The sequence below is a fragment of the Bradyrhizobium erythrophlei genome (assembly GCF_900129425.1).
GTDB classification, from domain to species: domain Bacteria; phylum Pseudomonadota; class Alphaproteobacteria; order Rhizobiales; family Xanthobacteraceae; genus Bradyrhizobium; species Bradyrhizobium erythrophlei_C.
The window spans coordinates 5,093,275-5,105,170 of the sequence record NZ_LT670817.1 but is presented as its reverse complement, the minus strand read 5'-3'; the positions used below and the strand labels follow the sequence as shown (position 1 = coordinate 5,105,170).

General features: G+C 63.3%; 13 protein-coding genes. 9 read left to right on the top strand and 4 right to left on the bottom strand.

Going from position 1 to position 11,896, the window contains the following annotated elements:
- Positions 1 to 112 precede the first annotated feature (112 nt).
- The 4 genes from B5527_RS24465 to B5527_RS24450 all read left to right on the top strand — a co-directional run bounded on the left by B5527_RS24465 (position 113) and on the right by B5527_RS24450 (position 4,205).
- Complete coding sequence (locus B5527_RS24465) at positions 113 to 898, top strand: ATP12 family chaperone protein (protein ID WP_079603834.1); 786 nt, start codon at positions 113 to 115, stop codon at positions 896 to 898.
- Positions 899 to 958: 60 nt separating this feature from the next.
- Positions 959 to 2,839: a flagellar hook-length control protein FliK gene (locus B5527_RS24460; RefSeq protein ID WP_079603833.1), complete on the top strand. Its 1,881-nt coding sequence runs from the start codon at positions 959 to 961 to the stop codon at positions 2,837 to 2,839.
- Positions 2,836 to 3,102 (top strand): EscU/YscU/HrcU family type III secretion system export apparatus switch protein, encoded by a 267-nt coding sequence (locus B5527_RS24455; protein ID WP_079603832.1) that lies wholly within the window; start codon positions 2,836 to 2,838, stop codon positions 3,100 to 3,102. Before B5527_RS24460 ends, B5527_RS24455 begins: the two co-directional genes overlap by 4 nt.
- A 284-nt stretch (positions 3,103 to 3,386) precedes the next feature.
- Positions 3,387 to 4,205, top strand: a complete 819-nt coding sequence (locus tag B5527_RS24450; protein WP_079603831.1) for a penicillin-binding transpeptidase domain-containing protein — start codon at positions 3,387 to 3,389, stop codon at positions 4,203 to 4,205.
- Here B5527_RS24450 and B5527_RS24445 read toward each other — a convergent pair.
- Complete coding sequence (locus B5527_RS24445) at positions 4,202 to 4,687, bottom strand: hypothetical protein (RefSeq protein ID WP_079603830.1); 486 nt, start codon at positions 4,685 to 4,687, stop codon at positions 4,202 to 4,204. The genes B5527_RS24450 and B5527_RS24445 overlap by 4 nt on opposite strands.
- A 161-nt stretch (positions 4,688 to 4,848) precedes the next feature.
- Between B5527_RS24445 and B5527_RS24440 the strand changes: the two genes are divergently transcribed.
- Positions 4,849 to 5,505 (top strand): carboxymuconolactone decarboxylase family protein, encoded by a 657-nt coding sequence (locus B5527_RS24440; RefSeq protein ID WP_079603829.1) that lies wholly within the window; start codon positions 4,849 to 4,851, stop codon positions 5,503 to 5,505.
- Between the two features lie 58 nt (positions 5,506 to 5,563).
- Here the strand turns inward: B5527_RS24440 and B5527_RS24435 are convergent, their stop codons facing one another.
- The 3 genes from B5527_RS24435 to B5527_RS24425 form a co-directional block, all read right to left on the bottom strand.
- Complete coding sequence (locus B5527_RS24435) at positions 5,564 to 7,051, bottom strand: IS4 family transposase (RefSeq protein WP_172842646.1); 1,488 nt, start codon at positions 7,049 to 7,051, stop codon at positions 5,564 to 5,566.
- A 166-nt stretch (positions 7,052 to 7,217) separates the two neighbouring features.
- Positions 7,218 to 8,219 (bottom strand): dienelactone hydrolase family protein, encoded by a 1,002-nt coding sequence (locus tag B5527_RS24430; protein WP_079603828.1) that lies wholly within the window; start codon positions 8,217 to 8,219, stop codon positions 7,218 to 7,220.
- Between the two features lie 96 nt (positions 8,220 to 8,315).
- Entirely contained in the window at positions 8,316 to 8,729 is a 414-nt protein-coding gene (locus B5527_RS24425) for a DUF4260 domain-containing protein (protein ID WP_079603827.1), read from the bottom strand.
- A 144-nt stretch (positions 8,730 to 8,873) separates the two neighbouring features.
- On the opposite strand from B5527_RS24425, the gene B5527_RS24420 reads away from it, so the two are divergent.
- Genes B5527_RS24420 through B5527_RS24410 form a run of 4 tightly spaced genes read left to right on the top strand, consistent with a single transcriptional unit; the run spans position 8,874 to position 11,770 of the window.
- The gene (locus B5527_RS24420) at positions 8,874 to 10,406 is read left to right on the top strand and encodes an acyl-CoA carboxylase subunit beta (protein WP_079603826.1); all 1,533 of its coding nucleotides are present in this window, start codon (positions 8,874 to 8,876) and stop codon (positions 10,404 to 10,406) included.
- Positions 10,407 to 10,463: 57 nt separating this feature from the next.
- Positions 10,464 to 10,640 carry a hypothetical protein gene (locus B5527_RS45465; RefSeq protein ID WP_172842645.1) on the top strand — a complete coding sequence of 59 codons (177 nt, stop codon included), beginning with the start codon at positions 10,464 to 10,466 and terminating at the stop codon, positions 10,638 to 10,640.
- On the top strand, positions 10,637 to 11,305 hold the full coding sequence (locus B5527_RS24415; protein ID WP_079603825.1) for a Fic family protein: 669 nt from the start codon (positions 10,637 to 10,639) through the stop codon (positions 11,303 to 11,305). Before B5527_RS45465 ends, B5527_RS24415 begins: the two co-directional genes overlap by 4 nt.
- 18 nt (positions 11,306 to 11,323) lie before the next feature.
- Positions 11,324 to 11,770 (top strand): DUF2214 family protein, encoded by a 447-nt coding sequence (locus B5527_RS24410; RefSeq protein WP_079603824.1) that lies wholly within the window; start codon positions 11,324 to 11,326, stop codon positions 11,768 to 11,770.
- The last annotated feature ends 126 nt before the right edge of the window (positions 11,771 to 11,896 follow it).

Sequence of the window (11,896 nt, the reverse complement as noted above, 5' to 3'; positions counted from 1 at the left end):
TGTACGGGGCGAGAAACATCCGCTGTGAATCGTGCGGGCTCGCTTTATTCGCAGCCGTCCTTATCATACTGTCGTGCGGCAATGACCGCTGACAACAGAAGCCTGATGCCGAATGCGTGAACTATTCGATGAAGTGTCCGGAAAATCCCCGCTCGATCCGGAGGAGGCGGTGCGGCGCACGACGCGCGGCCCGCGCCGGAAGCGCTTCTATGTTCAGGCGGATGTGGCCGAGGCGCCCGGCGGATTTACTATCACGCTCGACGGCAAGCCGATCCGCACGCCCTCCGGCCATCAGGTCGTTGCGCCGATCCCGGACATCGCCGAGGCGATCGCGGCGGAATGGAATGCGCAGCAGGAATTCATCGATCCCCTGACGATGCCGCTGACCCGGCTGGCAAACAGCGTGGTCGAAGGCGTGGTCGGACGGGTCGATGATGTCGCCGACGATGTCGTCAAATATCTCGGGTCCGATCTGTTGTTCTACCGCGCCGGTCATCCGGAGGCGCTGGTGGCGCGCGAGGCGGCACTTTGGGATCCCCTGCTGTTTTGGGCCGCCGATGCGCTGGGCGCGCATTTCATTCTCGCCGAGGGGATCGTGCACGTCCGCCAGCCCGATTCCGCGATAGCTGCCGCTCGCGCCGTGCTGCCCGGGGATCCCTGGTCGATCGCGGCCCTGCACGTGGTCACGAGCCTGACCGGTTCGGCGCTGCTTGCGCTCGCGCTGATGCGGGGTGTCATCGATCAAGATCAGGCCTGGGCTGCCGCCCATGTCGACGAGGACTGGAACATCGAACAATGGGGCGTCGATGAAGAGGTCGCCGCGCGCCGCGCGGCGCGGCTGGTCGACTTTCAGGCGGCGGCAAGCGTTCTGAAGGCGTTGAATCCGGCGGTCGGTTAACGACAGGTTTACGACACGTCGATAGCTTCGGCCGGCCATGGCCCGGTGAAGTGAATCCCAATGCCGATCGTCATCCAACCAAACGTTCCGCTGGTCGCCGCCCAAGGCGTGACGGCGGCTGTGGTGCTGCAGCCGGGCACCGTGATCAGCGCCAAGGTTCTGCAAGTGCTCGGCAACGACACCGTGCGGATCGCGATCGGCGGCCAGTCGATCGACGTGCAGTCGCAGCTCCCGCTGCAGGCCGGACAGACGCTGCAGCTTGCGGTTTCGCAGACCGCCGACGGCATCCGGCTCGCGCTCGTCAATCAGCAGGGCGGCGCCCCGTCAGGTCAAGTTCCGGCCGGCCCCGCTGGCGCGACGGCGGCGCCTGACATCGTGACCCTGGCGTCCGCGGCGACCGAGAGCATTGCCCCGCAAACGATGTCCGCGGTCGTCGTTCCGAACAATCAGCTGACGCCGCTGGAATCGCTGGCGGTAACGCTGGCGTCGCAGACTGCGGCGACCCTGCAGACCAGCCTGGCGCCGCTGTTTGCCAATCTGGGCGTCGCCGCCGGGCTGGGCGGCCTGCCGCCGCAGGTCCAGCAGGCGGTGGCGCAAGTGCTGGCGCAGCGGACCAGCCTCGACCAAAACCTCACCGGCGAGGACATCCGGCAGGCGTTCCAGAGTTCCGGCCTGTTCCTGGAGGCGTCACTGGCGTCGGGATCGCTGACGCCATCGGCCGCCATGCCGGATCTGAAGGCGGCGCTGATCGTGCTGCGTCAGGTGCTGACGACATCGCTTGACGGTGTGACACAGAGTTCGGGGGCGCCGGCGGGGCCGGTTCAGCAAGGCGCGACGCCAGCGGCAACGGTGGTGCAGCAAACTGCGACATCGACGGCGGCGCCGGCACAGCAGGGCGCGACGCCGGCAGCGGCGGTGCAGCCGCAGGGAACGACGCCGGCGGCTGTTGTGCTGGCGCAGGGCACACAGTCGTCGGCTCTGATCTCGCCGCAGCCCGTCACGATTACGATCGCGCCCGAGACACCGACAACGGCGTCAGCCGCGCTGGCGCCGCTGCTGGCGTCTGGGATCAGCGCGCCCGGGGCTTTGCTTCAAGGCGCCGCGCCGGCAACCGTGCAGGATGTTCTCAACCTCGGCGCCGCGAGCCCGGTTATTTTATCGGCATCGACGCCGGCCGATGCTGCTGCGCGTGCCGTCGCGTCCGGCGCCGCGCTCAACCTGCTGCAGGAAGTGCCGCCGCCCGGTCCGCTGACCGCGGGCATTCCGTCCGCGCTGCTGTTTGCGAATAGCCAGTTGCTCTCGCTGGTGCCCGCGGTCGCCGGGATTCATCTATCGACGGTCGATGACGCCGAATTGGCCCGCACCAACGTGCCGCCGCCTCCGATCGGCGGTGCCTTGCCGGCGGCGCAGCCGGTGATGGCGGCGACGCTGGTATCTAATTCGCCGTCCGAGACGGCCATGCACCAATTGCTCGCGGATACCGATGGTGCGATCGCGCGGCAGACGTTGCTGCAGGTGGCCTCGCTGCCGGGCCAGCCCGATACCACCGCCGCACGGCTCGATCCGGCCGCGCCACGATGGAATTTCGAAATTCCGTTTTCAACGCCGCAGGGAACGGCGATGGCGCAGTTCGAAATTTCCCGCGATGGCGGCGGCAGCGAGGTTACGCCGGCCAAGCGGATCTGGCGGGCGCGGTTCTCGCTCGACGTCGAGCCGACTGGCCCCGTGCATGCGCTGATATCCCTCAGCGGCGACCGCACCTCGGTGCGGATGTGGGCGGAACGGCCGGCGACCGCGGCTCAATTGCGCGCCGGTGCCGCGCAACTAAGCCAGGCGCTCAGCAAGGCCGAGCGTCGGCCGGGCGATATCGTGATCCGCGACGGCGCGCCGGTGCAAACCGCGCCCGCGGCCGCCGGCCATTTTCTGGATCGCGCGCTATGAGCGTGGAAACAAGGAACCAGCTCGCGGTCGCGCTGCACTACGACAAGACCGGTGCGCCGCGGGTCGTCGCCAAGGGCAGGGGAAGCATCGGGGCGAAGATCATCGAGGTCGCCAGGGCCCATGACATCCCGATCGAAGAGAACGAAGTGCTGGCCGGCGCCCTCTCGAATGTCGAGCTCGGCGATGAAATTCCGGCGGAACTGTACAAGGCGGTGGCGGAAGTGCTGATCTTCGTGCTGCGGCTGTCGGGACGCATTCGCTAGGATCGTTATTCACGACGACGAGATACTTCGACGCCGCGTCATCGGCGGTGCGCTCCCTCTCCCATCGGGAGAGGGTTGGGGTGAGGGGTTCAGGTCCATCGTGAGGGCGTAACCCCTCACCCGGATCGCATCTTCGATGCAATCCGACCTCTCCCGCAAGGGGAGAGGTGGCACCGAGAATGCCGCGCGCAATTCTGGTTTAGCATCTTGCCCGACTGCCATGGTTTTACCACGATGCCATCCGCATCGTCACCGCCGTCTTCGCTCTTAATCGGATCCCCGCCATGATCAATCGCCGCCATGCGCTCGGTCTCCTCGCTGCTGCAAGCGTCTTGCCGTCGCGGAGCTTTGCCGATGTCGCGCCCCAGCGCAGCGAGATCCGCGAGGATCTGGCGAAGCATTTTATCGACGAGGGCACCGTCGGCACTTTCGTCGGCTACAAGGTCGATGATTACCTCGTGATCGCCAGCGACAAAAATCGCTCCGGCGAGGCGAAGCTGCCGGCCTCGACCTTCAAGATTCCGAATTCGGTGATTGCGCTGGAGACCGGCGTGGTCGGCGATCCCGACAAGGACATCTTCAAGTGGGACGGCGTTGTCAGAAGCATCGAGGCCTGGAATCGCGACCACACCATGCGGACGGCGATCGCCGCGTCCGCGGTGCCGGTCTATCAGGAGATCGCCCGCCGCATCGGCGCGGAGCGGATGCAGAAATATGTCGACCTGTTCGACTATGGCAACCGCGATATCGGCGGCGGCATCGACCAGTTCTGGCTGACCGGCAATCTGCGCATCGATCCGGTCCAGCAGATCGATTTCGTCGATCGGCTGCGGCGCGGCGTGCTGCCGGTCTCCAAGCGCAGCCAGGAACTGGTGCGCGACATCCTGCCGGTCACCCAATCAGGCGATGCCGTCATTCGCGCCAAGAGCGGCCTGTTGGGCGCCGAAGTGGGCAAGCCATCGCTCGGCTGGATGGTGGGGTGGGCCGAGAAGGGCAGTGCCCAAACCGTGTTTGCGCTCAATCTCGATTGTCACGAGCCGCGCCACATTGCGGATCGCATGAAGCTCGTCCAGTTGTGCCTGACCGATATCGGCGCGATTTAGCGCCGGTCCAGCGCCAGCGAGACCGCCCTGATGTTGGTTCCCTCCGGGCGGATCGACACCGTCTGTCGCCTTCCGCGGGTCGTCAGCGACAACGCGGCCGAGAAGGTCGGACCTGTCGCCGAAGCTTCGATGCGGTCACCGGCGGCGCGTCCGGAAATGCTGCCCGAGGCGTTGCGGCTGGCCTCGCTCCATGAGCCGGAGATCGCCCCGCCGCGGTATTGCACGTCGCTCGCCAGGTCGAAAGTATAGCTGTCGCTGGCGCATCGCAGGTTGAGGCGAAGCTGGGTGCCGGCGGCGCCGACGTCATAGGCCGCCCGGCAGCGCAGCCGTTCCCGCCCGCCATCCGACGTGTCGATGACGCCGCCGCCCGACCATGAACCCGCCATGGCGGTAAAGGGAGAAGTCGCGGCCTGTGCGGCGCTGCCGGGCAGCCAAAGTACTGCCAGCAGTAAGCCGGCCCGCGCGATACTGGATCCAGACATTTTGCGGTCTCCGTCTTGGGTGTCGCCCCGCCAGATGCCTCGTGCAACGCGGCAACACCGAACCGGTTCATCGGCGCCCGAGGCTCTGGTCTGGGAGATGTGGCTGGAATAGGCTTCGTAACTTCACAATTTTTCACAATCGTAAGAGCAGGCAGGAAATCATGAACTCGGCTTCAGTCTGGATGTCGTCACTGGCGGTTGCCGCGGCCGGCGGTTGGTTCGCGGCGACGATGTTCGCGCCGCCCGCGACCGGCAAGGAACCGCGCTTTCCGCAATTGACCATGGACCAGCTCAGCGACGCGCAAAAGCCGCTCGGCGAGCAGATCATGAAGGTTTCCAGTGTCGGCCTCGGCGGACCGTACAATCCGATGATCCGCAGCCCGGTGCTGGGCCAGCGGCTGTACGACCTGTTTTATTATCTGCGCTGGCAGACCTCGGTGCCCACAAAACTCAATGAATTTGCGATCCTGATCATCGGGCGGCAATGGCGCTCGCAGGTCGAATGGTACGCCCATGCGCCGCTGGCGGCGAAGGCTGGATTGTCGGCTGAGATCATCGCCGAGTTGAAAGCCAACAAGCGACCCTCGAACATGGCCGAGGACGAGGCGCTGGTGTACGACTTCGTCACCGAACTCACCACCACGCAGAAGGTTTCCGACGAGACCTATGCGCGGGCCAAGAAGATTTTCAACGATCAGCAGGTCGTGGATTTGACGGCGGTGGCGGGCAACTACGTCATGGTGGCAATGATGCTGGCAATGGCCGAGGAAACCACGCCTCCCGGCAAGGAGCCGCCGTTCAAGGTCGGCGAGAAGTAGGGCGGGCGTGATCGTTTGGCTGCTTCCGCATGCTCGACGTCACCTCTCCCCTTGCGGGCTAAGGCGTGCACACATCTCTGAGTCTCCAACCCTGAGCCATTTGTTCGAAGCGATGCCAGCCACGGCGCATGGTGATTGGGCCCGGTGGGCGTTCGGAGGTGTAACCGGTCCAGCCACCGAGGCGCGCAACAATCCAGGCGAGCCAGCCGATCGATCGCCTGGGATGAGGATTTTTCTGCTTGGCTGTTTTGCCTTCGAGACGGATCTGCAAGGCCTCGAGCATTGGCAATTGTTCCACCGCTACCACGTCGGTGGCCGGGCGATCGACCGTGCCGTCGCGGGCGAGGACGAGCTGCATGATCTTGGTGGCGGCAATCATTGCGATGGCGGCAAGCTTGAACAAGGCATCGGCCGCTTCGACCTGGCTGCTCTCAAGGTCGAGACCCTGGCTCTTGCTGGTGCGGAACAGCTGTTCGACGTGCCAGCGCTCGCGATACCAACCAACGATCTCCAAGGCCTGCGCAACCGTCGTAACCTCATGAGTGGTAAGCAGACGCCAGTGGATCGGCCCCTCGACGGCGGTATCAAGCTCCCTGACCTCGACCAGACGCAAGGTCAATTGATGCGCGGCTGCGGGATCGCTGCAGTTGCCCGGGCGCTTGATCGTCACTTCGCCAAAGCGCAGCGCCACCTTGGCCGTGCGAGCCGGGCGACCGGGCTGGGCTCGGACCTCCAGCTTGAAGCGATGCCGGACCGGCCAGCTTTCGGTAATGCCAAACAGCCGACCGCCACCCACCAAGGCGCGATCACGACAGGCACGCGTGAGCAGATGGGTGCGCGCGTCAGGTATCCGGTCAAACTCTTCGTAAATATCGCTCTCGCGGTCGCCGATCACGGTGACCATCGCTGCCGCAGCAAGCGCGCTCTTGGCGCTCGCCGCCCCCTTAATCCAACGATAGGATTCTTTCTCTTCGATCGGTTGACGCCGGTAATCAGGGGACGCTGGCCCCTGACGCGTCCAGATCTGCATTCCAGCCAACCCGAGCAAGGCTCCGCTGCCCGCATCAATCGCCAGCACGGGGTGCACAAACAAGCCCGGATCGCGTCCGTTGCCGGATGGCCCAAGACCCCGGACCCGTCCGGCGTGCCTGGCATAGTTCAGTTCCGTCGTGTCCTGGATTGCAAGCACATGCAGGCCCGCGACACGGTCCGACAGAACTTCTGCATTATGCACAGCAATTTCGTTCGCTGTCACATTCGGATTATTCAGCCAGCGGCTGAACCCCACCCACTCAGCTCGGCCGTCGGACGCCGCACGCAGGTTCATCGTGACGCGTTCAACGGCGCGCTGCAACAACAGCGCCCCCTTTTGGCCAGTCGCACATCGCCAAAGCGACCGACTGACCAATCCATCCCTTCCATCAATGCGATCATCCTTCTTGTGGACCGCAATGCAAGGAATCAGACTCGATTCACTCATGGCAAGAAAAATGTTATTGAAATTGTGTGCACGCCTTAGCCCCTTGCGGGAGAGGTCGGATCGCATCGTTAGATGCGAACCGGGTGAGGGGTTAAGGTCTATCGATAGACCGTAACCCCTCACCCCAACCCTAGAGAGCGAGCTTCGCTCGTCTCGATCCCGCAAGGGGAGAGGGGGCTCACTGCCGTTGCCGATATATTGAATCAATACGTCGATCCAAGTGAATCGGTCTCTACCCCAGCTTGAACAGCGCTCGCAAAAATTCGTCCACGGCCTTGCGCGCTTCCTCGGCTGTGGCCGGATTGCCGCCGACATGCGGGTTGAACTCGATGCAGGTGTCCTTGTACCCGAACGGCGCTTCGGTATCGGCATTCATGAGGACGCCGCCTTCGCCTTCGCGGATATGGCAATGGCGCGCGGTCTGGGCGTTGGTGGAAACCGCCACGGTCGAGACGCCGAGCAGGCCCGCGTCGAAACCGTGCGCCGAGTCAGGATACTCCGTCAGCACCACGTCGCGTTTGGCTTGCTGCAACCGCGCGACATAGGCCTTGCAACTGGCCACCGGGTTGTAATCGTCGGGCGTGCCGTGAAAGATCCGGATCGGACGCGCCGCGACCTCGGTATCGGTCAAATAGCGCGTGGAGCAGTCCGGATAGAACGGAATGTAGCCGGCGAACTGCACGCCTGACTTATTCCAGAGCTTGTTGAAGCGGTCGAGGCTGGCGTACAGCGCGGCCTGTCCGCCGCGCGAAAATCCCATCAGCACGATGCGTTCGGGGTCGACGCGCGGATGGTGCGCGAGAATGTCGAGCGAGCGGTAGATATCGAGAATGAAGTTGAGGCGGCCGAGCAGCGCCTGGTTCGGACCGACCGCCGTCAATCCCCGGCCGCTGAAACCGTCGATCACGAAAGTCGAAATCCCCATCGCGTTGAACTGATGCACCCACGGTTCGATACTGGCGCCGACGCCGCTCGAGCCGTGCATCAGCACCACCACCGGCAGGCGTCCGCTGCCTTGCGCGATGCGAAATTCGCCGGCGACGGTGACCGGCTTGCCGTTGGCGTCGCCGGTCAGGAATTGCCGGTCCGAGATGGTCAGCGATGGGATCGCATAGAGCTCGATCCGCGCGGCGACGTCCTTCGGCATCGATTGCGCGTTGGTTTCAATGCCCGCCAGCAGGATGCCGGTGCAGATAATCCAGGCCGCTATGGCCGCGCGCATGCCGGTCCGCATCGCTCCCTCCAATATTTTATTTGCATCTTGTTTGCGCGCCGTAACGCGCTGAACGCGAATAAAACAAGCGTTTTCCTGCCTGTCAAACCCGCCAGTCTAGGTCGGCATTGCCGCCCCTCCAATGCGGCCGAGATGGGTGAAGGTGAACCCGGCCTGGTATTTCAGGCCGTAGCCGAGCGCGCGGTCGATGCCGATATGCGCCAGCCAGATCAACGCGATCGAAAGGGTCAGCGGCGAGTCCAGCGCAAATCCAGTGGTCATCAGCGACATCGGCGCCATGTAGCTGTGCGCGGTGTTATAGACGAAGGCGCCCACCCGGGGGCCGGCGAGATAGGCCGCAAAGCTCAGGTCCGGCACCAGAAACAGGAAGGCATAGATCCACCACGATCCGCCCCAGACCGCGTAAAGCAGCGTCATCCCCGCAAACAGCGTCAGCCCCTCCAGCCGGAGCATGGTTCGCAATCCGCCCGTGACGGCGCCTGTGGCCTCGCTTGCAATCGTCCCGTTCATCGGTCGTCTCCCTCGGCTGGTCCCGGTCATTGTCCCCTTTCTAACGCCGATTGGGCGGTTTGCGGTGGCCGAAACCCGGTTTCCGGTTGAGAAAATGCCGTGTTAGAACCGGCTGAAATCTGGCGGCAAAGACGGCGGACGCACATGAAGGACATCCTGGACACCCTCGAGGAACGACGCGCGGGGGCCAAACTCGGCGGCGGCGAGAAACGCATCGAGGCGCAGCATGCCCGCGGCAAGCTGACCGCGCGGGAGCGCATCGAGCTTCTGCTCGACAAGGGCAGTTTCGAGGAATTCGACATGTTCGTCGAACACCGCTCGATCGAATTCGGCATGGAAAAGACCAAGGTGCCCGGCGACGGTGTCGTCACCGGCTGGGGCACCGTCAACGGCCGCAAGACGTTTGTGTTCGCCAAGGATTTTACCGTGTTCGGTGGCTCGCTGTCGGAAACCCACGCGCAAAAAATCGTCAAAATCCAGGACATGGCGATGAAGGCGAGGGCGCCGATCATCGGGCTCTATGACGCCGGCGGCGCGCGGATCCAGGAAGGCGTCGCCGCGCTCGCCGGCTATTCCTACGTGTTCCGTCGCAACGTCATCGCCTCAGGCGTGATCCCGCAGATTTCCGTCATAATGGGTCCTTGCGCCGGCGGCGACGTCTATTCGCCCGCGATGACCGACTTCATCTTCATGGTGAAAAACACCAGCTACATGTTCGTCACCGGCCCGGACGTGGTGAAGACCGTCACCAACGAGGTCGTCACGGCGGAAGAACTCGGCGGCGCCTCGGTGCACGCCACGCGCTCCTCGATCGCCGATGGCGCGTTCGAGAACGACGTCGAGACGCTGCTGCAGATGCGCCGGCTGATCGATTTCCTGCCCTCCAGCAACACGTCAGGCGTGCCGGAATGGCCGAGTTTTGATGACATCGGGCGGGTCGACATGTCGCTGGACACGCTGATCCCCGACAATCCGAACAAGCCCTACGACATGAAGGAACTGATCCTGAAAGTCGTGGACGAGGGCGACTTCTTCGAGATCTCCGAGGCGTTCGCGAAAAACATCGTCACCGGCTTCGGCCGTATCGCCGGGCGCACCGTCGGCTTCGTCGCCAACCAGCCGATGGTGCTGGCGGGCGTGCTCGACTCGGATGCCTCGCGCAAGGCCGCGCGCTTCGTCCGCTTCTGCGACGCCTTCAACATTCCGATCGTGACGTTTGTCGACGTCCCCGGCTTTCTGCCGGGCACCGCGCAGGAATATGGCGGCCTGATAAAACACGGGGCGAAACTGCTGTTCGCCTATTCGCAATGCACGGTGCCGCTGGTCACGGTGATTACCCGCAAGGCCTATGGCGGCGCGTTCGACGTGATGGCCTCAAAGGAAATCGGCGCCGACATGAACTACGCCTGGCCGACCGCGCAGATCGCCGTGATGGGCGCCAAGGGCGCGGTCGAGATCATCTTCCGCTCGGATATCGGCGACACCGACGCGATCGCCGCCCGCACGAAAGAGTACGAGGACCGCTTCCTGTCCCCCTTCATCGCCGCCGAGCGCGGCTACATCGACGACGTCATCATGCCGCACTCAACCAGGCGCCGCATCGCGCGGGCGCTGGCGATGCTGAGGGACAAGCATGTCGAGATGCCTATGAAGAAGCACGACAATTTGCCGTTGTAGCAAATTTGATCAAGATGGACAGTGGCGTCCCCAGCCCGATTCGATTATATTGCTTTCATGACCGACGCTCTGAAAAAACTTCTTGAAGCCGCCAAGACTGCCAAGCCGACGCCGGAACATCGGGAGCAGCAGCGGCGCAGCTTTGTCTACGGCAATACGCATTTCGAAAACGAGCTGATTACCCGGGAAATGGTCGATCGCGAAGCCGAGAAGTTGGCTGAGGATAAAAAATGACGGGTGACGAGCGCGACCGGCGGGACAGCCGCGCGCTCGAACCTGAATTGATCACCGACCCCAAAGCGAAAGCCGCCGCCGAGGCAAGGAACGGCTTTCGGCAATACGACGCGGCGATCGGCGCGATCCAAAGTGCGCTCGATCGGGGATCGTTCAAGCTCCGGCCTTCGCTTATCCTCGGTTTGCAGCGCGAAGCGCTTGCGGGGATCAGTTCCTACGCGGGAAACTATCGTCCGGGTGGTGTTACTATCGAGGGCAGCAAGCATGAACCCGTTGGAGCCCATCGCGTTCCCGAACTCGTCGAAGACATGTGCGACTACGTCAACGATCATTGGGAACACAGTACGCCGATTCACCTCGCGGCTTATTTGATGTGGCGGCTGAACTGGATTCATCCGTTTGCAGACGGGAACGGACGGACGTCGCGCATCGTTTCCTACGTGGTGCTTTCAATTCGTGCGGGTTCGATTTTGCCTGGCACACCCACGATTCCAGATCAGATTGTCGACAACCGCAAGCCGTATTTCGACGCTCTGGACGCTGCGGACTTGGCCTTCCGCGACGGCAGGATCGACGTTTCGCAGATGGAGGAGCTTTTAGGCTCTCTTCTCGCCAACCAGCTTGCTCAGTTTTATAGGTCCGTCGGCGGCAAGTTACCGAGCTAGCTGGAGGAAGCGCGCACTATGTCAACCCTATTCGCCTTTCTCCACCACCTCTGTGCCTTCACGCTGGTTTCTGCCGTCGCAATCGAGTTTGTGCTGATCCGCTCCGAGTTGACGCTGGCGTCGGCGCGCAGGCTGCAGGTCACGGACCTCGTGCTCGGCGTCGCGGCGGGTGCGCTACTCGTTGTCGGGCTGTTGCGGGTGTTCTTTTTCGAGAAGGGGGCGAGCTATTATTTCCATAGCTACGCCTTCCTGACCAAGTTCTCGCTGTTTATCGTGATCGGACTGCTGTCGATCATCCCGACGATGGAATTCCTGTCGTGGCGCGGGGCGTTGACGGCCGGGCTGGTGCCTGCGATCGGCGCCAGGAAATTGAGGCTGGTCACCGCGGTCATTCACAGCGAACTGCTTGCGATCGTCATCATCGTGCTCTGTGCCGCGATCATGGCGCGGGGTGGGTGGGTTTAGGGTTGGCGTTAGGCTATCGTTGAGCCCCGTCATTCCGGGGCGCGCGCCAGCGCGAACCCGGAATTTCGAAGTTACAATCTCCAGATTCCGGGTTCAGCCTTTCAGGCTGCCCCGGAATGACGAGAG